This is a genomic window from Nonomuraea fuscirosea, assembly GCF_003001935.1.
Lineage (GTDB): Bacteria > Actinomycetota > Actinomycetes > Streptosporangiales > Streptosporangiaceae > Nonomuraea > Nonomuraea fuscirosea.
In genome coordinates, this window is the sequence record NZ_PVNG01000023.1 from 162,497 (window position 1) to 189,088 (window position 26,592).

A 26,592-nucleotide genomic window follows, 5' to 3' on the forward strand; every position below is an offset into this window, starting at 1 on the left:
CGCGGACCGGTGAACCCGGCCTCTAGCGACCGGTGAACTTGGCCTTGGACTTGTCCATGAACGCCCTCATGCCGAGCTTGGCGTCCTCGGTGGCGAACAGCCCCGAGAACTGCAGCCGCTCGATCTCCAGGCCGGTGTCGAGGTCGGTCTCCAGCCCCTGGTCCACGGCCTGCTTGGCGGCGCGCAGGGCGACCGAGGGGCCGCCCACGAAGGTCGCGGCCCACTCCAGGGCCGCGGTGTAGACCTGCTCGTCCGGCACCACCCGGTCGACCAGGCCCATCGCCAGCGCCTCGGCGGCGGGGACGTGCCGGCCGGTGAAGATCAGGTCCTTCGCCCTGGCCGGGCCGATCAGGCGCGGCAGGCGCTGCGAGCCGCCCGCGCCGGGGATGAGGCCGAGCAGGATCTCCGGCTGCCCCAGCTTGGCCGACTCCCCCGCGACCCGGAAGTCGGCGCACAGGGCCAGCTCGCAGCCGCCGCCCAGGGCGTAGCCGGTGACGGCGGCGATGACCGGCTTGCCGATGCGGGCGACCGCGGTGAAGCAGCCCTGGAGGGTGGCGGAGTGGGCGGACATGTCGGCGTAGGACATGTCGGCCATCTCCTTGATGTCCACGCCGGCGGCGAACACCCGCTCCCCGCCGTACAGGATCACCGCCTGCACCAGCGGGTCGGCGTCGACGATGCCGGCCGCCTCCTCGATCTCCCTCTGGGCCTGGCCGCTGAGGGCGTTCATCTTCGGACGGTCAAGACGGATCGTGGCGATCTGGTCGGCCACCTCGACGCTCACAAACTCACCCATGAGCCAGAACCTAACAGCCGCCGTCCCGCCCGGGTCAGTGCGCCGCGGCCGACTTGACCTCGTCCGCGCGCGAGCAGGGCGTCCCGTACGGCTTCCTCGCTCTTCCCCATGCCCGTCCGCCACCCGGGACCCGTCCGGGCATGTCGGCCCCGGAGTTTGGGGTGGGGCCCATGGGTTAGGCGGAGGGTTCACGAGGACAAAGGAGCAGGTCGTGCTGGTATTGACTGACAACGCGGTCGTCGCCATCCGGGATCTCATGGACGGCGAGGACGTGCCCGCCGACGCCGGGCTGCGCATCTCCGCCAAGGCCGACGAGGCCGGGACGCTGGAGGTGTCCCTGGCGACCACACCGCAGGCCGGGGACCAGGTGGTGGAGAAGGAGGACGTGCGGGTGTTCGTCGCACAGGACGCGGCGCCCATCCTCGACGACAAGTCGCTGGACGCGGATCCGGGCACGCCGGGTCAGCCGATGTTCCGTCTCGACCGGCAAGCCGGCGGCCAGAACGGCCGCAGCGCCCAGAACGGCCAGAGCGTTTAACGGCCGGAGCGTTGACGGCCGCCGGCCGTGCGTGTCTTCCGGGCCGGGGTTCCGCCGGCCCGGAAGATCATGCTCAGGCATGCGGTACGGGGGCGGGGCGGGCGCGTAGCGGAGGAGAATCCTCCGGTTCGCTGCGGTTAGGCTGCTGAGGAAGCGACACCGAACGAAAGGCGGCTGACCGCATGGGCGCGCCGGGTCGACTGAGAGCGGACGCCGAGCAGAACCGGGACCTCGTCGCCGACGGCCTCGACCGTATGATCGCGCTGGCCGAGCAGGCGGGCGAAGAGGAGACGTGGGCGTGGGACGCGCTCAGCCGCTTCGTCGACGGCTGCGCCGACCTGCGGCTCGACCCGCTGCTCACGGTCGCGGACACGCCGGCCCAGGAGATGGGCGGGCGACGCCAGGAGAGCGTACGGCCCGAGGGAAGCGCGCCGCCCAAGGAGAGCACCACGCCCAAGGGGAGCGCGACGCCCGAGGTGGACCTGAGGCCCGAGGCAGGTGTGACTCGCGAGGCGGGTGTGACGCCCGAGACAGGTGTGACGCCCGAGCTCGCCGCGGGCCGAGCCCGGCTGCTGGAGGCGCTCGGCCGGATCGTCGGCGCCGCTCACGCCGAGGGCGCCCTGCGGCTCGACGTGGGCGCCGGAGACGTGCTGGGGGTGGTGGGTCTGCTCATCAGAGGACTGCCGACCCTGCCGGCCGAGCTGGACGAAGAGCTCCGGGGCCGCGCGGTCCGGCTCGTCCTGGCCGGCATGCGCGTCCACCCCGCCCCCGCCCCACCCGGCCGGCCACTGAGCGGCGACGAACTGTTCCAGCACCTCCCCTGAAGCCCAGCCGCACGACCCGGCCGCACAACCACCGGGCCACCGCACAACCCGGCCACACGACCCCGCACAGCCCGGCCGCACAGCCCGCCGCCCGATCCCTGGACCATCGCACGACTCGGCCGTTGTCGCACGGGGTCGCCGCGCGGCCGGGGCCCCGGTGACGGTCTGTCCTCGGGCGGACCGGTGGCGGGCCGTCCCCTGAGTCGGTCTCAGGTGGTGGGGCGGAGGGCCGCGAGACCGTCGGGGAGGCCGTGGCGTACCGCCTGGACGATCTGGTCATGCAGGTCCTGGCCGGGACCTGAGGCCGGGCGCAGGGGGCTGCCGTCGATCTGGTACCACTCGTCGGCGTCCAGGTACTGGACGCGTACCGTCACCCGATCGCCGGACACCTCCGTGCGCACGGTCACCTCGCCGGTGATGACGCCGGCCTCCTCCGTCATCACCCCGCCGGGACCGGCGACGACGCTGCTCTCGAAGCTTCGCGCGGCCTCCATTCAGGCCTCACCGCCCGAGCGGCAGGTGCCCACCATCTCGGTCAGCGCGTCCCGTTCGGCGTCGGTGATCGTGAGGTCGTAGCGGGACTTCACGTCGATCCAGGCCCGGCTGTAGACGCACCAGTACGACCGCTGCGGCGGCCGCCACTGGTCGGGTGACTGGTCGCCTTTCGACCGATTCGAGGCCGCCGAGACCGCGATGAGCTGCGGCCCTTCGAGGTCGTTGGCGAACTGCTTGCGCCGGGCGTCGGTCCAGCTCTTCGCGCCGGAGCGCCAGGCCTGGGCGAGCGGCACCATGTGGTCGATGTCGAGGTCGGAGGCGTCGGTGAGGTCCTTGCCGTCGTACTCGCTGTGCCAGGAGCCCGAGACGACGCGGCAGCTCTCGTCCTGCTTGACGTCGGCGCCGTCGCGGGCGAGCACGACCTCGCGGGTGTCGCAGGATTTCCCGTGCTGAGCCCAGTGCGGGAAGCGGGCGCGGCTGTAGCCGGACATCGAGCCGGGTTCCGCGACGTCGAGCCGGGCGAGCTGCGCGTACGCGGCAGCGGCGGACAGAGGCGGCGGCAGTTCGGCCGGACGGGCGGCGTACCCGGCCGCCGCGGACGAGAGCGCCGGCGGCGAGGCGGCGACGGTCGCGCCGGCCGCCGGAACCAGGGTCAGGAAGGTGACGGCTGCCGCGTACGTGGGCCATGATCGCAAAGAGAACATGGCCCACGACTACGGGCACAATCCCCCTAAGTGGTCAGAAGGCGCGCCTCCTTGTCACTTACGGTGACGTCCATGGAGCTCCCCATACCGGGAGCTCCAGCTAGGCGGTGCCGGAGAGGCGCTCCACGCCGCGCAGCAGCGCCGAGTGGTCGAGCCCGCCGTCGCCGCTCGCGTTCGCGGAGGCCACGAGCTGGGCCACGAGCGCCCCGAGCGGCAGCACCACGCCGGCCTCGCGGGCCGCCGAGGTGACGATGCCCATGTCCTTGTGGTGCAGCGCGATGCGGAAGCCGGGCTCGAAGGAGTGCCCGGCCATGTTGGCCCGCTTCTGCGTCAGGACGGCGGAGCCGGCCAGGCCGCCGCCGAGCACGTCCATCGCCGCCTCCAGGTCCACCCCGTACGCCCGCAGGAACACCACCGCCTCGGCCAGCGCCTCGATGTTGGCCGCCACGATGAGCTGGTTGGCGGCCTTGACCGTCTGGCCCGAGCCGCTCGGCCCGACGTGGACGACGGTCTTGCCGACCGCCTCGAAGATCGGCCGCGCGGCCTCGAAGTCGCCGGCCGCGCCGCCGACCATGATCGACAGGGCGGCGTTCCTGGCCCCGGCCTCTCCGCCGGAGACGGGGGCGTCGAGGTAGCGCAGGCCCCTGCGGCCCGCCTCCTCGGCCAGCTCGCGGGTGACGTCGGGGCGGATGGAGGAGAAGTCGATGATCAGCGTGCCGGGGGCGGCGTGCGCGAACACGCCGTCGTCGCCGGTCAGCACGTCCTGGACGTCGGGCGAGTCGGGCACCATGAGCGCGACGACCTCGGCGCCCGTCACGGCGTCGGCGACCGATCCGGCCACCCGCCCGCCGGCCGCGGCCAGCGGCTTCGCCTTGTCCGGCGACCGGTTGTACCCGGCCACGGCATGCCCGGCCTTGACCAGGTGGACGGCCATGGGCGAGCCCATGATGCCGAGACCGATGAAGGCGATGGCGCTCACGTGAGAGATCCTTCCGTGTCGGGTACGGCGTCGCGGGTCGCGTTCAGGGCGGCGTCGCGGGCCGTGTGCGGGGTCGCGCTCATGGCCGGGTGCCGGGGGCCGGGTCGGCGGCGCGTTGTTCGCGGGGCAGCCAGGTGAAGGCGCCGGGCCTCTCCGCGCGGTATTCCAGACCTATATAGCCGTCATATCCGGCGGCGTATACGTCGTCGATCCACTGCCGCAGCGGCAGCTCACCCGAACCGGGCGCGCCCCGGCCAGGGGCGTCGGCGATCTGTACGTGGGCGATGCGCGCCGCGTGCCGGTCGATGACGGCGGCCACGTCGTCGCCGTTGACGGCCAGGTGGTAGAAGTCGGCGAGCAGCCCGAGGTTGGGCACGTCGCCCAGCCGGTCGAGCACGGCCACGGCGTCGGCGGCCGTCAGCAGCGGATAGCGCGGCGCGCCGCTGACCGGCTCAAGCAGCACCGTGCCCGAGACGCCCTTGGCGCAGGCGGTCAGCAGCTCGGCGGCCAGCTCGTCCTGCTCGGCGGCGTCGGCGCCGTCGATCCGGTTGCCGTAGAGGGCGTTGAACGCGCGGCAGCCGAGCCGCTCGCCGATCGCGGCCACCACGGGGATGTTGTCGAGCAGTTCGCGTGAGCGGCCCGGCCACGACACGACGCCGCGGTCACCGCCCGGCATGTCGCCGGCGAAGAAGTTGAGCCCGGTGAGCCGCACGCCCGCGTTCTCGACCGCGGCGATGAACGCGTCCACCTCACGGTCGTCCGGCACCGCCACCGGCCACGGCCACCAGAACTCGACGGCGGTGAACCCGTCGGCCGCCGCCGCGGCGGGCCGCTCCAGCAACGGCAGGTCGGTGTAGAGGAGAGAACAGTTGACGCTCCACCTGGTCACGCGTGGGCCTCTTCCGATCGTTCACGGCGCAGCTGGCCGAGCAGCCGCCCCTGGGCCTGGTCGAGATGGTGGGCCAGGCACTGCTGCGCCCGCTCGGGGTCGCCGTCGCCGATGGCCTTGAGGATGTCGTCGTGCTCGTGCGCCACGTTCATCGGGTCCGTGGTGCGGTGGGCCTGGAACTGGCCCATGGTCAGGTGCACCTCGCCGAGGATGACCTCGTGCATCCGCGCCAGGCGGCGGCTGCCGACGGCGGCCACCAACGCGGAGTGGAAGGCGATGTCGGCCTCGACCTGAGTGGCGAACGCCCCGGCATGGGATCCCTGGTCGGAGCCGTGCTGGGCCGCGTCGCCGGCCGCCGCCCTCATCGCCGCCTGGGCACGCACCGCCTCGGGCGGCACCGTGCCGGCGCGGGCCAGCGCCACGACCGCCGCCCGTTCGACGGTCTCGCGGCTGAAGTAGAGGTCGCGGATCTCCGCCTCGTCCAGCTTGGGGACGACGGCGGTCTTGTGCGTGGTACGGCGCAGCAGCCCGAGCGCGGTCAGCCGTTCGAGGCAGGCCTTGGCGGTGGGGCGTGCGACGCTGTACTCGTTGGCGATCCGGATCTCGGTGAGCTTCTCCCCCGGGGCGATGTCGCCGTTGACGATGCGCTTGCGTACCGACTCGTAGAGCGCTTCCGTCAGTGATGATGGTCCGAGAGGAAAGCTGGGCTTACCGTCCATGGAACTCCTCCCAGATAAGGCAAAATCGTCAGACAAGTATACTCGGACTCTCAGTAGCCGGCGGCCTTGTCGACGACGTTGCGCAGCGGCTCGCCCCTGACGAAACGGCCCAGGTTGTCCAGCAGGATGTCCAGGCCGCGGCCCGCCGTCTCGCGGGTGGTGGCGCCGTTGTGCGGGGTGACGATGACGTTCGGCAGCGACCAGAACGGGCTGGCCGGCGGCAGCGGCTCCACGCCGTGGGCGTCCAGGCCCGCGCCGGCGATCTCACCCCGGCGCAGCGCGTCCAGCAGGGCGTCGTCGTCGGCGATGCCGCCGCGCGAGACGCAGACGAAGCAGGCCGTCGGCTTCATCGCGGCGAACTCCGCCCGGCCGAACCGTCCCGCGGTCACGGGGGTGAGCGGCGCGGTGACCACCACGTAGTCGGACTCGGCCAGGAAGCGCGGGAACTCGTCCTGGCCGAGCAGCTCGTCCACGCCGGGAGCGGGGGCGTCCCTCCTGCGCACGCCCAGCACCCGCATGTGGAACGCCTTCGCCTTGGCGGCCAGGTCGAGGCCCGCGTGGCCGAGCCCGTACAGGCCGATGGTCTTGCCGGCCAGCTCGCCGTGCGGGTAGCGCTCCCAGCGGCGCTCGGACTGGGCGCGCAGCCAGCGCGGCACGTCCCTGTCGAGCATGAGGAGCAGCAGCATCGCGTGCTCGGCCAGCGGGACGGCGCCGTTGCCGGTGGCGGAGGTGAGCGTGATGTCGCTCGCCAGCAGCCCCTCGGACAGGACGCCGTCCACGCCCGCCGCCGGGCTGTGCACCCAGCGCAGCCGGCCCGCCTTGGCCAGCAGCGGCTCGGGCACCTTCCCGACGACGGCGTCGGCCAGCTCGATGCCTTCGCCCGGGTCGGCGGCGAACTCGACCTGCGCGGCACCGGCCGCCCTGCGGATGCGGCGGCGGGCGAGCTCGTCGTGGTCGCCGGTGATGATGATCCTCATTTGAGCCCCGTGGTGGCGATGCCGCGGATGAGCTGCTTCTGGGCGATGGCGAAGAAGATGAGCACCGGTAGCAGGGACACCAGCGACATCGCGAACAACATGCCCACACCGCCCTGCGTCTCGGAGTCGACCATGGAGTTCAGCGCCACCGGCACCGTGAACATCTTCGGCGAGGTGAGATAGATCAGCGGGACGAAGAAGTCGTTCCAGGTCCAGATGAAGGTGAAGATCGTGGTGGTGACCAGGGCGGGCCGCATCAGCGGGAGGACCACGTACCAGAAGGTGCGGAACGGGCCCGAGCCGTCGATCCAGGCCGCCCGGTCCAGGTCACGCGGGATCGTCCTGATGAACTGGACCATCAGGTAGATGAAGAACGCGTCGGTGGCCAGGAACTTCGGGATGAGCAGCGGATAGTAGGTGTTCACCAGGTCGAGCTGCGAGAAGAAGATGTACTGCGGGATCACCAGCACGTGCATCGGCAGCATCACCGACAGCAGCGTGATGGCGAGATAGACCCCGCGCATCCTGAACTCCAGCCGGGCCAGCGCGTACGCGGTGAGCGAGCAGGAGAACAGGTTGCCGATGATCGAGCCGACGGTGACCAGCAGCGAGTTGAGGAAGAAGACGGTGAACGGCCGGTTGAGCGCGTTCCAGCCCGCGACGAAGTTGTCGAAGGTGACCTCGCTGGGGATGAGCCCCGGCTCGGTCAGGATGAGGTGGTCGGGCTTGAGCGAGCTGACGATCATCCAGATCAGCGGATAGAGCATCAGCAGCACGAAGACGCCCAGGCCGAGGTGCTTGAGCAGGTCCCGGCGCCCACGCCGGCGCAGGACCGCCGTGGTGCGGGCGCGCGCGGAGTCGAGCGAGGTCGTCGCGGTCGTCATCAGTCGTCTCCGTAGAAGACCCAGTACCTCGACAGGACGAAGTGCACGGCCGTCACCAGGCCGATGGCCGCCATCAGCACCCAGGCCAGCGCGGAGGCGTAGCCCATGTCGAAGTTCGTGAATCCCTGCTGGTAGATGTAGAGCGTGTAGAACAGCGTCGAGTTGGCGGGGCCTCCGGTGCCGCCGCTGACGACGTGGGCCTGGGTGAAGGTCTGGAACGCGCCGATCGTCTGCAGGATCAGGTTGAAGAAGATGATCGGGGTGAGCAGGGGGATCGTGACCGCGGTGAACTGGCGCACGATTCCGGCGCCGTCCACCTTGACGGCCTCATACAGCTCCTCGGGGATCTGGCGCAGGCCGGCCAGGAAGATCACCATGGGTGAGCCGAAGGTCCAGACGTTCAGCACGATCAGCGTGGACAGCGACAGGCTGGGGTTCTGCAGCCAGCTCCCGAGTTCGAGACCGAAGATCGACAGCGCCCGGTCGACCAGGCCGTTGTCGCCGAAGATCTGCCGCCACAGGATGGCCACGGCGACGCTGGTGCCGAGCAGCGAGGGCAGGTAGAAGGCGCTGCGGTAGAAGGCCAGGCCGCGCAGGCCGCGGTCGAGGATCAGGGCGAGCAGCAGCGCGAAGCCGAGTTGCAGCGGGATGGAGACGACGACGTAGACCGCGGTCACGCGGACGGCGGCCCAGAAGTAGTCGTCCTGGAACATGCGCTCGAAGTTCTCCAGGCCGTTGAACTTCGGCGAGCTGAGGATGTTGTAGTCGGTGAAGGCCAGGTAGAGGGAGGCGATCAGGGGTACGGCCGTGACCAGGACGAGGCCCAGCCACCAGGGGATCAGGAAGACGTGTGCGGCGCCGCCCTGACGATGGAGCTTCGACATGGGGGTTCCTACTTGGCGCGGGCGATGCCGGCCGAGATCTCGTCGAGCAGTCGTTTGGCGCCGTCGGCGGTGCTCAGGCGGCCGAGTGAGATCTCCTCGGCGACCCTGGCCATGGCGGTGCGCCAGGTGCTGGTGCCGGGGGGCGCCTCGAAGCGGGGGCGGCGCTCGGCCTTGCGGCTGACCTGTACGGCGTCGAGCGACTCCTTGTCGTCACCCTGCGCGGCGGCCAGCGTCTGCTCGAAGACCTTGGGGTTGACCGGCGCGCCCATGGTGAGGCCGACGGTCTTGATCATCGCGGGGTCGTTGGTGTTGTAGCTGATGAGCTTGCCCGCGGCCTCCAGCTTGTCGTCGTCGATGCCCTGGTAGATGGCCATCCGGGGGTAGTAGAGGAACGGGTGCCCGGCCTGCGCGTCCTTGGCCGCCGGAACGCTGCGCAGCTTGAAGGAGTAGTCGGGGAACATCTTGGCGTCGTCGATGATGTGGTTGGAGTTGCCGACCTTGGCCAGCACCTTCTTGCCGACCAGGGCCCAGTCGGGGCCCATGCCCTCCTGCTCGCTCAGCGTCAGCACCGCGCCGGCCTTCTGCATCTTGTCCCACCAGTCGAACCAGGCCCGGACGCTGTCGGCGGTGAAGCCGGGGTTGCCGTCCTCGCTCCAGAGCAGCTCGCCGCGCTGGCGCAGCCAGGCCTCGAACACCATGTCGGCGTCGGCCTCGTACGGCATGCCCTTGCGCTGCTTCGGGTTGTCCTTGGAGTAGTCGATGAGGAACTCCGACCAGGCGTCCCAGTCGGCGTCGGCCGGCGGGAGCTTGACGCCGTCCTCCTCGGCGAACGTCTCGTTGTAACGGAAGACGGGGACGAAGATGCCGAACGGCATGGTGTTGAGCTGCCCGCCCAGCTTGAACGACTCCAGCTCCTCCTTGGAGTAGTCGGCCAGGTCGACGCTGGGCACCTCGTCGAGGCGCCGGTAGATGTTGCTCTTGTGGTAGGTCATGACCTGCGCCGAGGCGACCCAGAAGATGTCGGCCACGTCGCGGGCGGCCATCTGGGTGGTCATGCGCTCCTGGAAGGCGGTGTAGTCGGCGAACTCCGGTTCGACCTGGATGCCCGGGTTCTTGGCCGCGAACTCCTTGAGTGCCTTCGTGTAGTTCTGCTGCCGGACGTTGTTGCCCCACCACGCGTACCGCAGCGTGGTGCCGTCACCGCCGCCCGAGTCGCCGGCGCCGCACGCCGTCAGGCCGGCCCCCAGTGCCCCGGCCGCCGCCAGCTTCAGAAACCCCCGCCGATCCAGTCCGCTCATCACGTTGTTCTCCCGTCGTTCTCACAGGGGACCGGCTACCCCGGTGATGGTCCAGTGTTCATTTGTCTAACGAGACCGTCAATAGGTCATGAATACTTGTTTGACAATTTCACGACTTCGAAGAGGCCGATCTCCGGCAACCGCACCCGGCCGCCGTCCACCTCCAGGGGGCGGTCCGCGCGCAGCGCGTGCGCCTCCCACTCGCCCGGCCAGGGCAGGTCGAGCCACGATTCCGCGATCGGCAGCGGCCGGCGGAAGCGCTGGTCGGCGTCGCCCGAGCGGTTCAGCAGATGGATCACCCGGAGGTCCCCGGCGCGGGCGGGCACGATCTCCGCCTGCTCGGGCAGCCCCGTCCCGACGGCGAGGCCGGCGGGCAGGCGGTCGGCGAACAGGTCGCGATGGGCGCTCAGCCCGGTCTCCCGGTAACCGCGGCCGACCGTCCACGGCATCAGCACGCCCCTCCCCCTGCCGTAGGGGGCGCTCAGCCAGCCGGGATGGCCGGTCTCCAGATGGCCGTGGCACTTCTCCGGCGGGCCGTACCTGGCCCTGGAGAGCGCGGGCAGGCCCGTCTCCGCTCCCGGCGCGGGCTCGACCACGTGGAAGGCTCCGATCACCGGCACCATGCCGCGGTCACCGCACAGATGCAGCGAGCGGACGGACTCCTCCGTCGTGTACGCGGCCAGCCGGCGGGCGACGGGCAGGCAGGCGAGCCCGACGTCGCTCGACCCGGTCGCCAGCACGGTGCCGCCCGACTCGGCGTAGGCGTCCAGCACCTCGGGACGGCTCAGCGCGCCGGCGTCGGGCAGCACGACCAGCTCGTACCTGGACAGGTCGCTCGCCGCCAGCTTCTCCTCGGGCAGCACGTCGAAGGGCACGTGCCGCTCCAGCAGCGCCAGGTAGAGCCCCTGGAACTCGGCCCGCTCCCCTTCGGGGCGGACCAGCAGCGTGCGCGCCTCGGAGACCAGGTCCCGGTAGACCTCGGCGTGGTCACGGTGGAACCGGGTCAGCTCGCCGGCGACCTCCAGGCACTCGTACGGGCTGTCGTCCGGCGTCCCCATGATGTACGTGGACGGGATCGCCCCCCGCGAGATCGCCTGCAGCAGATACTGGGCGAAATGGTGAGGCTCCTCCCCCGCCATCCGGTACGGCATGTCCACGAACCCCACCGAGTTGACCAGCACCGGCACCTCAGGCCGATACGACTTGGCCGCGCTGACGTGCTCGCTGGTCCGGTGGTGCCAGAGGGGCCGGCCGACCGCGTTGTTCGCCTCGTGGAAGACGATGTCGGCGTGCTCGCCCAGAATGAGCGCCGCCTCGGGCCTGCGCCCGGCGATCTCGGCCCGGATCCTGGCGTGCAGGTCGTCCAGCGTCGCACGCGTGAACGCGCGCCACCGGGCGTCCGCCCGTTCCGGGAGCTCACCGTCGTAGCGGCGGGCGCAGGCCAGGCAGTGGCAGACGCCCCAGTATCTGCGGCTGTAGTCCACTTCGTTGAACGACATCCAGTTGAGGAAGAAGCCGTCGATCTCGTAGCGGTCGAGCACCTCCCCGATCACCTCGAACAGCTTGACCTGGTAGTAGTCGCCGCTCGGGCACACGCTGGTGAGGCCGTTGTAGACCTGCCGCTCGCCGGCGGGTGAGACGAAGCACCACTCGGGATGCCGCTCGGCCCGCCGGTGGTCGATCTTGGAGAAGTCCATCCTGGCCAGCACGCGCACCCCCCTGCGCCGGGCCGCCGCCACCGCGTCGCCGATCAGGTCGCCGGACGGGCGCTCGGCCAGGTGCGGGTTGCGCGTCTGGAAGTCCAGGCCGGTCGGATAGTTCGACAGGATGCCGCCGACGCTGATCAGCCAGGCGTTCGCGCCGAACTCCTCCAGCCGGTCCAGCACCCGCTCGACGTCCAGCCCGGCGTCCACCTCGCGGAGGTTGGTCTGGAACATCCGGAACGGCTCGCGCCACCAGACCCGGCTCACCTCGGCTCCCAGGTCAGGTGCACGACCTCGATGAGCCCGGCACCGGTCAGCTCCACCTCGGCCCGGCCGTCGCGGACGGCGACGGGGACCTCGCTCCCGTCCACCAGCAGCCGGGCCGTGGCCCCCGCCGCGTCCGGCGGCAGCGCGACGGAGACCGTCTGCGGCGGCAGCGGGATGGTCTCCCTGATCGCGCCGCGCATGGCCATGGGGTTGGTCAGGTTGACCACGGTGACAGCGAGACTGTGCTCGTCGCGGCGCACGGCCAGGTCGACCAGCCCCGGGCCGCGTACGGTGGCCTCGGGCTCGCCTCCGAGCGCCCATCGCACCGCGTTGGCGATCAGCCGGCCGTGATCGGCCTGGAGCGTCTCCCAGAAGATCGCCCCGAGGTCGAACGGGAGGTAGACCACCCGGCCCGGCCCCTCCCTGGTGATCACGGCCGGGGCGTCGGGGTCCTTCCTGGCGTACAGCTCCTCCATCGGCAGGTCGGGAAAGTCCGGCACGAACCGGAACGGCACCTGCGTGCCCGGCCTGGCCTCGACGCCGAGCAGCCGGGTGCCGCCGATGATCCGCCCGGCCGGGCCGAAGCCGCCGCTGACCGGGTGCTCGCCGGTCAGCGCGATGTAGTTGTTCTTGATCGGGCCTCTGAGCGGGCTCACCAGGTCCGCGCCGAAGACGTCGGCCAGGCCGAAGTTGGCCCGCGGCTCGCCGTGCTCGTCGTACAGGGAGGACTGGTGCGCGGCGACCAGGCCGCCGCCGGCGGCCACGTAGTCGCGGACGGCCGCGCACTGCTCGTCACTGAGCTGCTCGGCGTTGGCCAGCACCAGCACCTTGTACGGCCGCAGCCGCTCGGCCGACAGCACCTGGTCGGCCAGCAGGTCGAACGGGATCCGCGCCTCGACCAGGGCCTGGTAGAAGCCGTCCTCGTCGGGGAAGGAGTGCGCCGCCCCGCTCCTGATCCGGCCCGCCCTGCTCGGGTCGACCAGCGCCACCTCGGCCGTGAGCGGCATCGGCGCCAGCACCGGCTCCAGCTTCGCGTGCAGCCCGAACGCGTCCACCACGGCCGGCACCCAGCGCGGGTCGGAGACGGTGGCGTTGAACTTGGTGAACCAGGGGAACGCGCCCTGCGCGAACCCGTCCACGATCCACGTCCGCACCTCCTCCGGCGGGGCCACCGAGTCCTTCCACCGGTGCTGGTGGTACTCGGGCCCGACCGAGGTGATGAGCCCGACCGGCCGGTCCGGGAACAGACCTCTGCTGCGCTTGGCCACCCGGCCGGCCGCCCACGGCGCCTCGATGCCCGAGCGTCCCTGCTTGTCCACCACGAACAGCGGATAGACCCGCTTGACCAGCTCGGGCTCCAGGTCGCGGGCGGCGAACGCGCCCAGGTTGGGGATGAAGCGGGCGTGCGGCCGCAGGTCCTTGACCGCCGCGTCCCAGATCGAGACCAGCTCGCTGAGCCGGCGCCGCCGCCAGGCCACGTACGCGGGCCAGGCCGGGTCGGTCGTGTCGTGCTCACGCTTCGGCAGCTCGAACCCCGTGTCGTCGCGGAACGAGCGCCGCGCGGCCTCGCTGTAGGAGATGCCGTAGTAGCCCTCCCACCGGTTGGCGAAGATCGCGTCCACGTCGTACTCGCGCACGATCTCCCTGGCCACCTCGGTGACGAACTCGCGGTGGTAGCCGGTGAAGGCGCAGGTCAGCCAGATGCCGGGATGTGACCAGTGCTCGATCGGTGCCCCCTCCTGGTCGCACGCCAGCCACTCGGGATGGGCCGTGGCCGCGTCGGCGTGCACGGCGTGGGGGTCCACCCTGGCCATGACGTGCATGCCGAGCCCCCTGGCCGCCTCCACGAGCGCGCCGAACGGGTCGGTGTCGCCCATGAAGGTGCTGCGGTGGTGGTACGGGATGCGGGTCGGGTAGTAGGCGATGTAGCCGCCCGCGCTGACGCAGACCGCGTTCGACCTGCTGTCCCGCATGACCGAGGTCCAGAAGTCGACGTCGAGGTGCGCAGGGTCGTCCTCGGCCAGCGTCAGTTGCGTCCAGCGGGTCGCCGTCAGGGGCCAGTCGGGTGTTCGCATGCCGTAGCGCACCTCTCGTCAAGCTCACTTGTTAGACGCGGAATATTGTCATACAAGAATGCAAGACGTACAAGGGGGAAGGTGTGTCCTGCGGGCAACATGAAGTCGTGGCGGGCCTATGATGTTGGAAAGTAAAGCGGCAGGAGGTCGGGCATGCGGATGTCCCAGTGGGCCGAAGAGACGTTCGGGCAGCGCGCTCCCCTGATCAGACAGGGTGTGGCCGAGGCCCTGTCGGTCGCGCTGGAAAACGCCAGGGACGCGCAGAAGGCGGCGCGGACCGACCATCTGCACCCGTTCGGGTTCACGCTCATGTCGCGCAAGTTCGAGGCGCTGGCCAAGGCGTTCGAGGACATGGGCGACGTGCGCATCGTCAAGCCCGGCGGCTCCCAGCACGAGCTGGTGCTGCTCGACGGCAAGCTGCTGTTCCCCTTCCGCTACGCCAAGGACCGCTCGCTCACCGTGATGAGCGCCCGCATCGGCGACGGCCGCCCGTCGGCGCTGGTGCAGGCGCTGTTCCACCGGTTCGGCCCCGCGCCGCGGATCCGGCAGCTCGCGCTGCACGACATCGCGCCGCACGCGGTCCCGGTCGTCGAGGCGCTGGACGAGCTGCCGGAAGACACCCGGCTGGTGCTGATCGCCTACGCGGCCAACGCCCACGCCGGGCTGCTCGACGCCTGGTGGGGCGAGGCCGAGCTGCTCGACCGCTTCGGCAGCCTGCGCTGGCACCGGTGTGAGCCGATCCCGCTGGCCCAGGAGGCCGGCGCGCCCGCCGCCGGCGACAGCGCGGCGGCCTTCGACCAGGGCGTCCTGCCCATGCCCGAGCTCAATCCGCGCACCACGGCCACTCGGCGGAGCGCCGAGGCCACCCCGATCCGGCCGGAGGCCGCCGGCGGTGCGTGACTCCCGGGCGGGCGGGCTCACCCCCCAGGCCGTCGCCGACGCCTTCGACGCCACCCGCCTCACCCAGGCCCGTCACCTGGCCGCGCTCACCAAGAAGGAGGTCGCCGAGCATCTCGGCGTCTCTCCCGCGGCGGTCGGTCAATACGAGGCGGGCGTCACCCGGCCGCGGCCGGACCTGATCGCGCCGCTGGCCGAGGTGCTGTCGGTGCCGATCGCGTTCTTCCTTCCCGGCCGCCCCCACGGCAAGCTCGACGGCTCCATGGCCCACTTCCGCAGCCTGCGCTCCACCCGCGCCTACCAGCGGGCCAAGGCCGTGGCCTTCGTCGAGCAGGTGTGGGAGCTGGCGTACGCGCTGGAGAAACGGGTCCAGCTGCCCGCCGTCGACCTGCCCGGGTTCGCCGGCGGCGAGATGCACTCCTCCCTGCCGCGCGACCCGGCGGGGGCCGCCCGCGCGCTGCGCTCCCACTGGGGGCTGGGCGCCGGGCCGATCAGCCACCTGGTGCGCCGGATGGAGGCGCACGGCATCGTGGTGGCCTTTCCCCGGCACGACCCCGACGCGGTGACCGTCGACGCCTTCTCCACCTCCAGCCTGCCCCGGCCGATCGTGGTGCTGACGCCCAACCGGTTCGACGACATCTACCGCCACCGCTTCACCGCCGCCCACGAGCTGGGCCACCTCGTGCTCCACGGCGACACCGCCGCGGGCGACTCCCACCAGGAGCGCGAGGCCGACGCCTTCGCCGCCGAGTTCCTCACCCCGCGCGACAGCATCCTGCCCCAGCTGCCGCTCCGCGCCGACCTGCGCCGGCTGGCCGAGCTGCGGCAGACGTGGGGGGTGTCGGTCGACTCGCTGCTCTACCGGTGCCGGGAGACCGGACTGCTGTCCGACTCCGCCGCCGGGCGCGCCTACCAGCGCCTGGCCGCGCTGCGCGAGCAGCCCGGGTTCACCAACGAGCCGGTCTCCGGTTATCCGGGCGAGCAGCCGGTGCTGCTGGCGCACGCCTTCGAGCTGGCCGGCAAGGAGAGCGGGCTGAGCGCCGCGACGCTGGCCAGGGAGCTGGCCTGGCCGATCGCGCGGGTACGCGAGCTGATCGGTCTGCCCGACCAGCGGCCCTCGCTGACGCTGGTGCCGTAGCCCCACCCGGCTGTGTCCGGTTGACCTCAACCTTGGTTGAGGAGGAAGGGTGGGCAGGGTCCGACGACACCGACCCTGTGGAGAGACCCCATGCACGCCGTCGTCCTGCACTCCTTCGGCCCGGCTGAGAACCTCGGCTACGAGGTCGTCCCCGATCCGGAGCCCGGCCCCGGCCAGGTGCGCATCGCCGTCAAGGCGGCCGGCGTGCACCTGGTCGAGACGATGTTGCGCAAGGGCGGGATCAGCGACCCGGAGACGCCGCTGCCGCCGCTGCCCGAGCTGCCGACGATCTTCGGCGGCGAGGTGGCGGGCATCGTGGACGCCGTGGGACCGGACGTGGATCCGGCCTGGATCGGGCGTGACGTCGTGACCGCGGGCGGGCGGCCCGGCGGGTACGCCGAACTGGCGGTCGCCGACCTGGCGGCCGTGCACCGCGTCCCCGACGGCGTCGGCCACGCGTCGGCCGTCGCCATGATCGTCACGGGGGTCACCGCGCTGCACTTCCTCGACGTGGCCGAGCTGACCTCCTCCGACGTGGTCCTCGTGACCTCGGCGGCCGGCGGCGTCGGCCGGCTCCTCGTCCAGTACGCCCGCCGCCTGGGCGCCCAGGTGATCGGCGCGGCGGGCGGGGCCGCCAAGGTGGCCGCCGTGCGCGAGCTGGGCGCGGACCTCGCCGTCGACTACGACGAGCCCGGCTGGCAGCACCGGGTCGCCGACGCGCTCGGCGGCAGGAAGGTCACCGCGCTGCTCGACGGGGTGGGCGGGGACCGGGCGCGGGCGGCGTTCGAGCTGCTCGCCGACGGGGGCCGGTGCCTGACCATCGGCACCTCCTCCGAGCGGCCCATCGAGCCGGATCCGCGGCTGGTCGCCGAGCGCGGGCTGAGCGTGACCAACGCTCTGATGCTCCTGCTCGGCCAGCAGGACCGGCGTCCTGCGTACGAGGTCAGGGCGCTGGCGGCGGTGGCCGAGGGCGCGCTCGTCCCTGCGGTGCAGACGTTCCCGCTGTCCGAGGCAGCCGCGGCGCACGCCGCGCTGGAGTCCAGGCGGACCACCGGCAAGGTCGTGCTCGTGCCCTGACCTGCTCGCGAAACCGGATGTGTCCATCGCTAGTGTGCGATACATGGCGGAAGAGCCCATCAATCCGGGAACCCCCGACATCCGCGGCCCCGGGCGGTATCTGTGGTGGCTGGTCACGAGCCAGCGGGCGCGGATCCTGGCCGGAGCGTCGCTGGGGACCGCCTGGATGGTGGGGCTGACGCTGCCGCCGTACCTGCTGTCGCGGGCCATCGACGACGGGCTGGCCACGGGGCGCTATCCGGTCCTGGCCGGGTGGGTGGCCGCCGTCTTCGGCACCGGGGTGCTGAACGCCTGGCTGGCGATCATGCGCCACCGGACGATGACGCGGGTGCGGCTGGACGCCTCGTACCGGACCGTACAGGCGGTGACCCTGCACGCGACCCGGCTCGGCGCGGCACTGCCCGGCCGGGCGAGCGCCGGGGAGGTCGTCACGATCGGGGCCGGCGACGCCGCCGTGATGGCCCAGACGCTCACCATCACCGGCCCCGGGGTCGGGGCGGTGCTGGCCTACATCGTGGTCGCCGGGCTGCTGCTGTCCGTCTCGCCGCTCCTCGCCGCCGTGGTGCTGCTGGGCGTGCCGCTGCTGGTCGGCGTGCTCGGGCCGCTGCTCGGACGGCTGCGCGGCGCCGAGACCGCCTACCGGGGGCGGCAGGGGGAACTCGCCGCCCGCTTCGCCGACATCGCCGGCGGGCTGCGGGTGCTGAACGGCATCGGCGGCAAGGACGTCTACGCCGAACGCTACCGGCGCGGCTCGCGGGAGCTGCGGGAGCAGGGGTACCGGGTGGGGGCGGTGACGAGCTGGATCCACGCGCTGGGGGTGGGGCTGCCGACGCTGTTCCTGGGCGCCGTGACGTGGCTGGCCGCCCGGATGGCCGTGCAGGGGGAGATCACGGTCGGGGAACTGGTGGCACTGTACGGGTACGCGGCCGTGCTGGTGGTGCCGGTCTCCTTCTTCGTCGAGGGCGGCTACGACCTCAGCCGCGGCCTGGTCGCGGCCCGCCGCGTCATCCACTTCCTCGGCCTCCGCCCCGACGACGGCACCTCCCCCGATCCCCGGCCCGAGGCCGGCGCGCCTGCGGGCGGGAAGCCCGCGTCGCCCGGTGGTGCCGGCCTTCCGCCGCCCGCCGCACCGGCCGCCCTGCACGATCCGGTCTCCGGGGTGGAGATCGCTCCCGGGCTGGTCACGGCGCTGGTCAGCGCGCGGGCAGCGGACTCGGCGGCGGTGCTCGACCGTCTGGGCGGGCTCGACTCGGCGAGCGGACCCGACCTGCCGGGCGGGCTCGGCGGGGAGACCGCTCCAGGCGGGACCGCGAGCTCGGGCGTGACCTGGGGTGGGGTCCGGCTCGAAGAGATCGATCGGGGGGCGCTGCGGGAGCGGATCCTGGTGGCGGACAACGAGGCCCACCTGTTCGCCGGCACATTACGCGAGGTCATCGCGGGCAGCCGGGACCCCGGCGACGCGGCCGTCGCACGAGCCGTGCACGCGGCCATGGCCGAGGACATCGTCCAGGCGCTGCCGCACGGGCTCGACTCCCCCATCGCCGACCAGGGCCGCAACCTGTCCGGGGGCCAGCGGCAGCGGGTCCGGCTGGCCCGCGCGCTCCTGGCCGACGCGGAGATCCTGCTCGCGGCCGAGCCCACCTCGGCCCTGGACGCCCACACCGAGGCCACGGTCGCCACGCGCCTGCGTACCGTACGAGCCGGGCGCACCACGGCCGTCACCAGCACCTCACCCCTCGTCCTGGACCAGGCCGACCGCGTGTACTACCTGGTCGAAGGAACGGCCGTGGCCGCAGGCACCCACCGCGACCTCCTGCGCGACGAGCCCGGCTACCGGGCGCTGGTGTCGCGCGGCACGGAAGACGACGACCCGGACGACACGACCACCGACGGCCGTAGGGATGGCCCGCCCACCTCTGAGACAGCAACACCACAGGAGGCCGGCCGGTGAGCGGCGTGACGGAGGGCAGCGGCGGGTTGCCCGTCGCCGAGGCCGCGCAGACCCGCCGGGCCGCCGTGCGGCTCGTCCGGAGGGACGGACGGGCGTTCGCGGCCATGCTCGCGCTCAACGGGCTGGCCGCCGTCGCGGGGCTGGCCGCGCCGTGGTTGCTCGGCCGCATCGTGGACGAGGTCAAGGCGGGCGCCACGGTCGGCGTGGTGGACCGGCTGGCCCTCGCGATCCTCGTCTGCGCCGTGGTGCAGCTGCTGCTGGCGCGGTACGCGAGCTACGTCGGTCATCGCTTCGGCGAACGTACGCTGGCCAGGATCCGCGAGCAGTTCACCGAGCGCGCGCTGGCCATGCCCGCCTCGGTGGTCGAGCGGGCGGGCACCGGCGACCTGACCACCCGGGGCACCACCGACGTGGCGTCGGTCGGGACCACGCTGCGCGACGCCGGTCCCGACGTCGCCATCGCCTCGGTCCAGGCGCTGTTCATCCTGGCCGCCGTCTTCGTGCTGGACCCGCTGCTCGGCGCGTGCGGGGTGATCGGGCTGTCGGGCATCTGGTTCGCCTCCCGCTGGTACCTGCGCCGGGCGCTCAAGGCGTACCTGGAGGAGGGCGCCGCCAGTTCGGCGCTGGCCGAGGAGCTGGCGGCCACCACGACCGGCGCCCGCACCGTGCAGGCGCTCAGGCTCGAACACCGCCGTCTCCTGGCCTGCCGCCGGACGGTCGAGGAGTCCAGGCGCGCCAGGACCAGGACGTTGGCCCTGCGCAGCGTGCTCTTCCCGGTGGTGGACGTCTCGTACGCGATCCCGGTGGCGGCCGTGCTGCTGGTCGGGGGCGCGCTCATGATGCGGGACCCGTCCGCGATGACGCTGGGCACGGTGGTCGCCTCCGCCCTCTACCTGCGCCAGCTCTCCGAGCCGCTGAACACCGTGCTGGAACGGCTGGAGAGCCTGCAGAGCAGCGGCGCCGCCTTCGCCCGCGTGGAGGGCATGGCGGCGGCACCCGCGAACGCCCCCGCCGGCGGGGCGACCGTACCCGAGGATGATCGGCTGGAGGTCTCCGGAGCGTCCTATGCCTACGACGGCGGCCCCGACGTGCTGCACGAGGTGGACCTGAGCGTCCGACCCGGCGAGCGGCTGGCCATCGTCGGCCCGTCGGGCGCGGGCAAGACGACGCTGGGGCGGCTCCTGGCCGGCATGGACGCCCCTCGTACGGGCTCCGTCACGGTCGGCGGCGTCCCCGTCGCCGCCCTGTCCCAGAGCCTGCTCCGCGAGCGGGTCGTCCTGGTCACCCAGGAGCACCACGTGTTCCTGGGCACCGTACGGGACAACCTCCAGATCGCCGCCCCCGCCGCCACGGACGCGGACCTGCGCGCGGCGCTGGCCGCCGTGGGCGCCGACTGGTTCGACGAGCTGCCCGACGGGCTGGACACCGACCTGCGTCACGGGCCGCACCGCCCGGACGGCGCCCGCGCCCAGCAGCTGGCCCTGGCCCGGGTGGTGCTGGCCGACCCGCACACGCTGATCCTCGACGAGGCGACCGCCCTGCTGGATCCGCGCACGGCCCGGCACACGGAGCGCGCCCTGGCCGCGGTGCTGGAGGGCCGTACGGTGATCGCCATCGCGCACCGCCTCCAGACCGCTCACGACGCGGACCGGGTGGCGGTCATGCGGGACGGGCGGCTGACGGAGCTGGGCACGCACGAGGAGCTGGTCGCGGCGGGCGGCGCGTACGCGTCCCTGTGGCACTCCTGGCACGGCGACCACGCCGGGCCGGAACCCGGCGGCCACGCCCGTTAAGGGATGAAAAATATCTTCGCAAAGATCTCGCCTGCGAAGGAAAATGTTGAGACGCTGAACTGCACAACGCGCCCCCCAGCTCCCGAGGAGTGGTTCATGCGCAGAATACTCACGGCGGCCTCACTCGTCGCCCTGCTGCCCTTAGTCAACGTGAGCTCGGCGCACGCCCAGCAGCCCCCGGACCGGCAGCAGGCCTTCGCGGCCGCCGCCCAGGAGTTCCAGGTGCCCGAGAGCGTGCTGCTGGGCGTCTCCTACCTGGAGTCCCGGTGGGACGCCCACGCCGGCCGGCCCTCCAGCGACGCCGGGTTCGGCCCCATGCACCTGACCGACGCCGCCGCCTTCACCTCGTCCAACCATCACAGCGAGGGCGAGGAGGACGCCCGCGGCGACGACGGCCGCCCCCTCCCGCCTCCGGCGGCCCGCCCCGCGCCGGCCGACATCCCGGCCTCGCTGCGGACCATGGAACGCGCCGCCGCGCTGACCGGCGAGAGCCACGAGCGGCTGCGTACGGACGACGCCGCGAACATCCGCGGCGGCGCCGCGCTGCTGGCCGACTACCAGAAGGCGCTCGGCGCGCCGCTGAGCGCCGACCCCGGCCAGTGGTACGGCGCGGTGGCCCGGTATTCGGGCGCCGAGGAGTCGGGCGCGGCCAAGTTCTTCGCCGACGAGGTCTTCGCCACGATCAAGGAAGGGGCCACGCGGACGACCGACGACGGTCAGCGGGTCGCCCTTCCCGCCGTCCCGGGCCTGAAGAAGATCGAGAAGTGGCTGGAGAAGCTCGGCCTGCGCCCGCCGGTGCGCCCCGACGGGATCGAGTGTCCCGCCTCGATCTCCTGTGAGTGGATCCCGTCCGCGTACCAGGAGCTGCCGAACGACGACTACGGGCACTACGACCTGGCGAACCGGCCGTACAGCCAGAAGGTCGAATACATCATCATCCACGACATGGAGGGATATTTCCTGCCCTCCATCCGCCTCAACCAGGACCCGAACTACGGCGCCAGCTGGCACTACTCCGTCCGCTCCTCCGACGGCCACATCGCCCAGCACATCAAGACCAAGGACGTCGGCTGGCAGGCCGGCAACTGGTACGTCAACGCCAAGTCCATCGGCATCGAGCACGAGGGCTTCCTGGCCGAGGGCAGCACCTGGTTCACCGAGGCGATGTACCGCTCGTCCGCCCGCCTGGTCCGCTACCTGGCGCTCAGGCACGGCGTGCCGCTGGACCGCGCCCACATCCTGGGCCACGACAACGTCCCCGGCACCCTGCCGACGACCGTGCGCGGCATGCACGAGGACCCGGGCCCGTTCTGGGACTGGGCGCACTACTTCCAGCTCATGGGCGCGCCGCTGCACGCGTTCGGCGGGCCCAGGGCCGGCTCGGTCATGATCAAGCCGGACTTCGCCACGAACAAGCCGCACTTCTACGGCTGTGACCGCCAGAACCCGGAGGCGGACTGCCCGCCGACCAGCGCCGGCACCGTCTGGCTGCGCACCGAGCCGCGCGCGGACGCGCCGCTGATCAAGGACATCGGCAAGCACCCGACCGGCGACTCCCTCTACAGCGTCTACGACCACAGCGCCCGCGCCGGCACCGGCCAGCGCTTCGCCGTGGCCGAGCGCCAGGGCGACTGGACGGCCATCTGGTACCTCGGGCAGAAGGCGTGGTTCCACAACCCGAGGAGCGCTCCGACCGCCGTCCCGTCGATGGGGCTGGTGGTCACGCCGAAGCCGGGCAAGGCGACGGTGCCGGTGTTCGGCCGGGCCTACCCGGAGGAGTCGGCCTATCCGGAGGGCATCCCGTACCAGGCGGTGACGCCGCTGCAGTACACGTTCGCGGCGGGCGAGAAGTACACGCTGGCCGGCCAGGCGGCCACCGAGTACTACCGCGCGGTCACCTTCGACCTGGCGGACCACAAGGTGGTGCGGGGCAAGACGAAGTACCTGCAGATCCAGTTCGGCCACCGCGTGATGTACGTCAAGGCTGACGACGTGCGGGTGACGTTCTCCGGGTGAACTCCTTGACGGCGCGCCTGGTGCTCGCGAGCGCCTCCTGAGAGGAGTCGAACGTGCGCTGGGCGACGCCGACGAACACGCAGTCGACGACGAGGAGCTGGCTGATCCTGCTGGCCAGGGCGCCGGGACGGAACTCCGTCTCGCGCCCGGCCGAGATCAGCACGTGTTCGGCCAGCTCCGCGATGGACGAGCGGGGGTTGTTGGTGATCGCGACCGTGGTCGCCCCGGCCTCCTTGGCCCGGCTCAGCGGCTCGATCACGTCGGGGGTCTCGCCCGAGGTGCTGATGCCGATCGCCACGTCGCCGTCCTTGAGCAGCACGGCGCTGGTCAGCGCCAGGTGCGCGTCCTGGAAGGCGTGGCTGGACAGGCCGATGCGCAGCAGCTTCTGGGCGACGTCCTCGGCCACCAGCCCGGAGGCGCCGACCCCGTAGGCGTCGATCCGCCGGGCGCCGACGATGGCGTCCACGACCAGGCCGAGCCGTTCGGAGGTGAGCTGGGCGACGGTGTCGTTGATCGCCTCGGACTCGGCCCTGGCCACCTTCTGGATGACCTCCGACAGCGGGTCGTCGGGCGCGAGGTCGCCCGGCACCAGCCGGTCCGGTTGCGCGGCGGCCGCGGCTAAGGCCAGCCTGAGCTGCGGATATCCGGCGAAGCCGAGCAACCGGGCGGTGCGCACGATCGTCGCCTCGCTGGTGCCGGAGGCGGCGGAGAGCTCCGTGATGGTGCTCCTCGCCACCGTCGCGGGGTCTTCGAGTATGAGGCGGGCCACGGTCTGGGCGGCAGGCGTCAGCGACGGCAGCACACCGCGAACCGTGGCCACCAGAGTGTCGGCCCGCAGGCCGTTCCCGCTGTCGTCCACCCCCCGATTATGCCGCTTGTCAGCGCAATGTTCCGTTGGTCATCCCCGCCGGTTCCTCGGGCACGGTGATCAGGCCCAGCTCGGCCGGTGTGGCCAGCAGCGGGTGGTGCGGGACGACCCGCACCGTGTAACCGAACGCGCCCGTACGGTCGAGCGGCACCGCGCCGGTGTAGTGGGCCCGCCCGTCGTCGTCCACCGACGCGACCGACAGCGTGGAGTAGACCGGGTGCACCAGCTCGTCGTGCGGCCCGACCTTCCCGTAGGCGGCCTGGACCAGCACGTCGCCGGGCTCCAGGTCGCCGAGCGCGATGGTGGCGTGCAGCTCGATGGAGGCCCCGACCTCCGGCGTGTCGCCCACGCCGGCCGCCTCGACGTGCTCGACCCGCACCCCCGGCCAGGCCCGGTTGACCCGGACCCGCCAGGCGGCGAACGCCTTGGCCGGCGCGTAGGACTCGGCGCTGAGCGCGCGGGCGGAGGCGGCGGCCGGGTTGTAGAGCGTCACCACGTAGTCGCGCAGCATCCGCCCGGCCAGCACCTTGGGCCCGAGCGAGGCCAGCGTGTGCTTGACCATCTCCATCCACCGGCGCGGCAGCCCGTCGGGGCCCCGGTCGTAGAAGCGGTCGGACACCTCGTGCTCGATCAGGTCGTAGAGGGCGGCGGCCTCCAGCTCGTCGCGCCGGTCGGGGTTGCCCACCCCGTCGGCGGTGGGGATGGCCCAGCCGTTGGTGCCGTCGTACCACTCGTCCCACCAGCCGTCGCGGATCGACAGGTTGAGCCCGCCGTTCAGCGCGGACTTCATCCCCGACGTGCCCGAGGCCTCCAGCGGGCGCAGCGGGTTGTTCAGCCAGACGTCGCAGCCCTGCACCATGAGCTGGCCGAGCGTCATGTCGTAGTCGGGCAGGAAGACGATGCGGTGGCGGACGTCGTTGCGGTCGGCGAACTTGATGATCTGCTGGATCAGCTTCTTGCCACCCTCGTCGGCCGGGTGAGCCTTGCCGGCGATCACGATCTGCACGGGTTTGTCGGGATCGAGCAGCAGCTCGGTCAGCCGCTTGGGATCGCGCAGCATGAGCGTGAGCCGCTTGTACGACGGAACCCGCCGGGCGAACCCGATCGTCAGCACCTCGGGGTCGAGCGTGTCGTCGATCCAGCCGAGCTCGGCGTCGGAGGCTCCGCGCTCGCGCCACGACCTGCGCAGGCGCACCCTGGCGCCCTCGACCAGCCGCCGGCGCAGCGTGCCGCGGATCTGCCAGATGTCGGCGTCGGAGATCTTCTGGATGTGCTCCCAGCCGCGGGCCCGCTCCAGCAGGGAGGGCAGCTCGCGCCCGGCCAGCTCCATGAACTCCCTGCCGACCCAGGTCGGCGCGTGCACGCCGTTGGTGATCGAGCCGATCGGCACCTCGTCCAGGTCGAATCCCGGCCAAAGATCTTTGAACATGTCCCGGCTGACCTCGCCGTGCAGCACGGACACGCCGTTGACCCGCTGGGCCAGCCGCATGCCCATGACCGCCATGTTGAACCGGCTGGGGTCGGGCTCCTTGCCCAGCGCCAGGATCCGCTCCACCGGCACGGTCGGCCAGGCGCCCGCCCCGCCGAAGTGCCGCTCGATCATGTCGATCGGGAAGCGGTCGATGCCCGCGGGGACCGGGGTGTGCGTGGTGAACACCGTGCCCGCGCGCACCGCCTCAAGAGCCTCGTCGAACGACATCCGCGCCTCGGTGAGCTCGCGGATGCGCTCCAGGCCGAGGAAGCCGGCGTGGCCCTCGTTGGTGTGGAACACCTCGGGCTCGGCGTGTCCGGTGATCTTGCAGTACGCCCTGATCGCGCGCACGCCGCCGACGCCGAGCAGCAGCTCCTGCATGAGCCGGTGGTCGGTGCCGCCGCCGTAGAGGCGGTCGGTGATGTCCCTGGCCGCCGTGTCGTTCTCGGCCACGTCGGAGTCGAGCAGCAGCAGCGGCACCCGGCCGACCTGGGCCACCCACACCTGGGCGTGCAGCTCGCGCTCGTCGGGCAGGCTCAGCCGGATCTTGACCGGCGTGCCCTCGGTGTCCTTGAGCAGGGTCAGCGGCAGGCCGCCCGCGTCGAGCGACGGGTAGTGCTCCAGCTGCCAGCCCTCGGGCGACAGGGACTGGGTGAAGTAGCCGTGCCGGTAGAGCAGGCCCACCGCGAGGATCGGCACGCCGAGGTCGCTGGCGGCCTTGAGGTGGTCTCCGGCCAGGATGCCGAGACCCCCGGAGTACTGCGGCAGCGCGGCGGCGATGCCGTATTCGGGGGAGAAGTACGCGATGGCCCGCGCGCTGTCGGGCAGCGTCTGGTACCAGCGCGGAGAGGTCATGTATTCGCGCAGATCGTCTGCGGCGTCGGCGAGGCGGCGCAGGAAGCGCCGATCGGCCGCCAGCTCGCTCAGCCGGGCCGGGCTGACGGCGCCGAGCAGGGCCACGGGATCGTGGCCGACCTGTTCCCACAGGTCGGCGTCGACCTCCGCGAAGAGGTCCATCGTCTCGGGGTGCCATGACCACCGGAGATTCTGGACAAGCTCGCCGAGGGCGGCCAGCTCCGCGGGCAGGACGGTGCGGACGGTAAACCGGCGGATAGCTCTCACGTTTCTGCACCCTACGGGCTAGGAGGGACCTCTGAGTCCTTCACCCCCATCAAGCCCCTTCAAACCCCTTCCGGGAACAAGCATGAAGAGGGACTATTGGGGCAACTTTCCAGGTTGTTGGACCTTCCCGCAGACACACAAGGGAGGTCTATCCACTGCTGTCCACAATTTACATGCAAGGATCGTTCCTGCCAGGGAAAGCCTCCGGCGGTACCGGGAGTGCCGCC

At 71.9% G+C, this 26,592-nt stretch carries 22 protein-coding genes; 8 read left to right on the top strand and 14 right to left on the bottom strand.

Going from position 1 to position 26,592, the window contains the following annotated elements:
* Positions 1–22: 22 nt before the first annotated feature.
* Positions 23–796 (bottom strand): enoyl-CoA hydratase/isomerase family protein, encoded by a 774-nt coding sequence (locus B0I32_RS42650; RefSeq protein ID WP_106249416.1) that lies wholly within the window; start codon positions 794–796, stop codon positions 23–25.
* Between the two features lie 211 nt (positions 797–1,007).
* On the opposite strand from B0I32_RS42650, the gene B0I32_RS42655 reads away from it, so the two are divergent.
* A complete protein-coding gene (locus tag B0I32_RS42655; protein WP_219912296.1) occupies positions 1,008–1,334 on the top strand; it encodes a HesB/IscA family protein in 327 nt (108 codons plus the stop codon).
* Positions 1,335–1,516: 182 nt separating this feature from the next.
* A complete protein-coding gene (locus B0I32_RS42660) occupies positions 1,517–2,158 on the top strand; it encodes a hypothetical protein (RefSeq protein ID WP_106249418.1) in 642 nt (213 codons plus the stop codon).
* Positions 2,159–2,367: 209 nt separating this feature from the next.
* Here the strand turns inward: B0I32_RS42660 and B0I32_RS42665 are convergent, their stop codons facing one another.
* The 11 genes from B0I32_RS42665 to B0I32_RS42715 form a co-directional block, all read right to left on the bottom strand.
* Positions 2,368–2,652, bottom strand: a complete 285-nt coding sequence (locus B0I32_RS42665; RefSeq protein ID WP_106249419.1) for a hypothetical protein — start codon at positions 2,650–2,652, stop codon at positions 2,368–2,370.
* A complete protein-coding gene (locus B0I32_RS42670; RefSeq protein WP_106249421.1) occupies positions 2,653–3,357 on the bottom strand; it encodes an HNH endonuclease family protein in 705 nt (234 codons plus the stop codon).
* Between the two features lie 100 nt (positions 3,358–3,457).
* Entirely contained in the window at positions 3,458–4,345 is an 888-nt protein-coding gene (locus tag B0I32_RS42675; RefSeq protein WP_425438141.1) for a 2-hydroxy-3-oxopropionate reductase, read from the bottom strand.
* Between the two features lie 70 nt (positions 4,346–4,415).
* The gene (locus tag B0I32_RS42680; protein WP_106249424.1) at positions 4,416–5,225 is read right to left on the bottom strand and encodes a hydroxypyruvate isomerase family protein; all 810 of its coding nucleotides are present in this window, start codon (positions 5,223–5,225) and stop codon (positions 4,416–4,418) included.
* A complete protein-coding gene (locus tag B0I32_RS42685) occupies positions 5,222–5,944 on the bottom strand; it encodes a GntR family transcriptional regulator (protein ID WP_106249426.1) in 723 nt (240 codons plus the stop codon). Before B0I32_RS42685 ends, B0I32_RS42680 begins: the two co-directional genes overlap by 4 nt.
* Before the next feature lie 50 nt (positions 5,945–5,994).
* Positions 5,995–6,921 carry a D-2-hydroxyacid dehydrogenase gene (locus tag B0I32_RS42690; protein ID WP_106249428.1) on the bottom strand — a complete coding sequence of 309 codons (927 nt, stop codon included), beginning with the start codon at positions 6,919–6,921 and terminating at the stop codon, positions 5,995–5,997.
* Complete coding sequence (locus tag B0I32_RS42695; protein WP_106249430.1) at positions 6,918–7,805, bottom strand: carbohydrate ABC transporter permease; 888 nt, start codon at positions 7,803–7,805, stop codon at positions 6,918–6,920. Before B0I32_RS42695 ends, B0I32_RS42690 begins: the two co-directional genes overlap by 4 nt.
* Positions 7,805–8,689, bottom strand: a complete 885-nt coding sequence (locus B0I32_RS42700; RefSeq protein WP_106249431.1) for a carbohydrate ABC transporter permease — start codon at positions 8,687–8,689, stop codon at positions 7,805–7,807. Before B0I32_RS42700 ends, B0I32_RS42695 begins: the two co-directional genes overlap by 1 nt.
* Before the next feature lie 8 nt (positions 8,690–8,697).
* A complete protein-coding gene (locus tag B0I32_RS42705) occupies positions 8,698–9,987 on the bottom strand; it encodes an ABC transporter substrate-binding protein (protein WP_106249433.1) in 1,290 nt (429 codons plus the stop codon).
* An 86-nt stretch (positions 9,988–10,073) separates the two neighbouring features.
* Complete coding sequence (locus B0I32_RS42710) at positions 10,074–11,957, bottom strand: alpha-amylase family protein (RefSeq protein ID WP_106249434.1); 1,884 nt, start codon at positions 11,955–11,957, stop codon at positions 10,074–10,076.
* Positions 11,954–14,032 (bottom strand): alpha-amylase family protein, encoded by a 2,079-nt coding sequence (locus B0I32_RS42715; protein WP_106249509.1) that lies wholly within the window; start codon positions 14,030–14,032, stop codon positions 11,954–11,956. Before B0I32_RS42715 ends, B0I32_RS42710 begins: the two co-directional genes overlap by 4 nt.
* Positions 14,033–14,185: 153 nt before the next feature.
* On the opposite strand from B0I32_RS42715, the gene B0I32_RS42720 reads away from it, so the two are divergent.
* The 6 genes from B0I32_RS42720 to B0I32_RS42745 all read left to right on the top strand — a co-directional run bounded on the left by B0I32_RS42720 (position 14,186) and on the right by B0I32_RS42745 (position 22,904).
* Entirely contained in the window at positions 14,186–14,932 is a 747-nt protein-coding gene (locus tag B0I32_RS42720) for a hypothetical protein (RefSeq protein WP_106249436.1), read from the top strand.
* Complete coding sequence (locus tag B0I32_RS42725; RefSeq protein WP_106249437.1) at positions 14,925–16,067, top strand: helix-turn-helix domain-containing protein; 1,143 nt, start codon at positions 14,925–14,927, stop codon at positions 16,065–16,067. Before B0I32_RS42720 ends, B0I32_RS42725 begins: the two co-directional genes overlap by 8 nt.
* 90 nt (positions 16,068–16,157) lie before the next feature.
* Positions 16,158–17,144 carry a zinc-binding dehydrogenase gene (locus tag B0I32_RS42730; RefSeq protein ID WP_106249438.1) on the top strand — a complete coding sequence of 329 codons (987 nt, stop codon included), beginning with the start codon at positions 16,158–16,160 and terminating at the stop codon, positions 17,142–17,144.
* A gap of 43 nt (positions 17,145–17,187) precedes the next feature.
* Complete coding sequence (locus B0I32_RS42735) at positions 17,188–19,095, top strand: ABC transporter transmembrane domain-containing protein (protein WP_106249439.1); 1,908 nt, start codon at positions 17,188–17,190, stop codon at positions 19,093–19,095.
* A complete protein-coding gene (locus B0I32_RS42740; RefSeq protein ID WP_245956379.1) occupies positions 19,092–20,888 on the top strand; it encodes an ABC transporter ATP-binding protein in 1,797 nt (598 codons plus the stop codon). Before B0I32_RS42735 ends, B0I32_RS42740 begins: the two co-directional genes overlap by 4 nt.
* A 96-nt stretch (positions 20,889–20,984) precedes the next feature.
* The gene (locus B0I32_RS42745) at positions 20,985–22,904 is read left to right on the top strand and encodes an N-acetylmuramoyl-L-alanine amidase (RefSeq protein WP_106249440.1); all 1,920 of its coding nucleotides are present in this window, start codon (positions 20,985–20,987) and stop codon (positions 22,902–22,904) included.
* Here B0I32_RS42745 and B0I32_RS42750 read toward each other — a convergent pair.
* A complete protein-coding gene (locus tag B0I32_RS42750) occupies positions 22,867–23,763 on the bottom strand; it encodes a MurR/RpiR family transcriptional regulator (protein WP_106249441.1) in 897 nt (298 codons plus the stop codon). The two genes, B0I32_RS42745 and B0I32_RS42750, sit on opposite strands and share 38 nt — an antisense overlap.
* Before the next feature lie 19 nt (positions 23,764–23,782).
* Positions 23,783–26,365 carry an alpha-glucan family phosphorylase gene (gene glgP / locus B0I32_RS42755; RefSeq protein WP_106249442.1) on the bottom strand — a complete coding sequence of 861 codons (2,583 nt, stop codon included), beginning with the start codon at positions 26,363–26,365 and terminating at the stop codon, positions 23,783–23,785.
* Between the last annotated feature and the right edge of the window lie 227 nt (positions 26,366–26,592).

What these genes read in the sequence shown, in the direction of transcription:
- B0I32_RS42650 (WP_106249416.1), bottom strand. Translation starts at nt 796, where the DNA reads ATGGGTGAGTTTGTGAGCGTCGAGGTGGCCGACCAGATCGCCACGATC.
- B0I32_RS42660 (WP_106249418.1), top strand. Translation starts at nt 1,517, where the DNA reads ATGGGCGCGCCGGGTCGACTGAGAGCGGACGCCGAGCAGAACCGGGAC.
- B0I32_RS42665 (WP_106249419.1), bottom strand. Translation starts at nt 2,652, where the DNA reads ATGGAGGCCGCGCGAAGCTTCGAGAGCAGCGTCGTCGCCGGTCCCGGC.
- B0I32_RS42670 (WP_106249421.1), bottom strand. Translation starts at nt 3,357, where the DNA reads ATGTTCTCTTTGCGATCATGGCCCACGTACGCGGCAGCCGTCACCTTC.
- B0I32_RS42685 (WP_106249426.1), bottom strand. Translation starts at nt 5,944, where the DNA reads ATGGACGGTAAGCCCAGCTTTCCTCTCGGACCATCATCACTGACGGAA.
- B0I32_RS42690 (WP_106249428.1), bottom strand. Translation starts at nt 6,921, where the DNA reads ATGAGGATCATCATCACCGGCGACCACGACGAGCTCGCCCGCCGCCGC.
- B0I32_RS42695 (WP_106249430.1), bottom strand. Translation starts at nt 7,805, where the DNA reads ATGACGACCGCGACGACCTCGCTCGACTCCGCGCGCGCCCGCACCACG.
- B0I32_RS42700 (WP_106249431.1), bottom strand. Translation starts at nt 8,689, where the DNA reads ATGTCGAAGCTCCATCGTCAGGGCGGCGCCGCACACGTCTTCCTGATC.
- B0I32_RS42705 (WP_106249433.1), bottom strand. Translation starts at nt 9,987, where the DNA reads ATGAGCGGACTGGATCGGCGGGGGTTTCTGAAGCTGGCGGCGGCCGGG.
- B0I32_RS42715 (WP_106249509.1), bottom strand. Translation starts at nt 14,032, where the DNA reads ATGCGAACACCCGACTGGCCCCTGACGGCGACCCGCTGGACGCAACTG.
- B0I32_RS42720 (WP_106249436.1), top strand. Translation starts at nt 14,186, where the DNA reads ATGCGGATGTCCCAGTGGGCCGAAGAGACGTTCGGGCAGCGCGCTCCC.
- B0I32_RS42730 (WP_106249438.1), top strand. Translation starts at nt 16,158, where the DNA reads ATGCACGCCGTCGTCCTGCACTCCTTCGGCCCGGCTGAGAACCTCGGC.
- B0I32_RS42735 (WP_106249439.1), top strand. Translation starts at nt 17,188, where the DNA reads ATGGCGGAAGAGCCCATCAATCCGGGAACCCCCGACATCCGCGGCCCC.
- B0I32_RS42745 (WP_106249440.1), top strand. Translation starts at nt 20,985, where the DNA reads ATGCGCAGAATACTCACGGCGGCCTCACTCGTCGCCCTGCTGCCCTTA.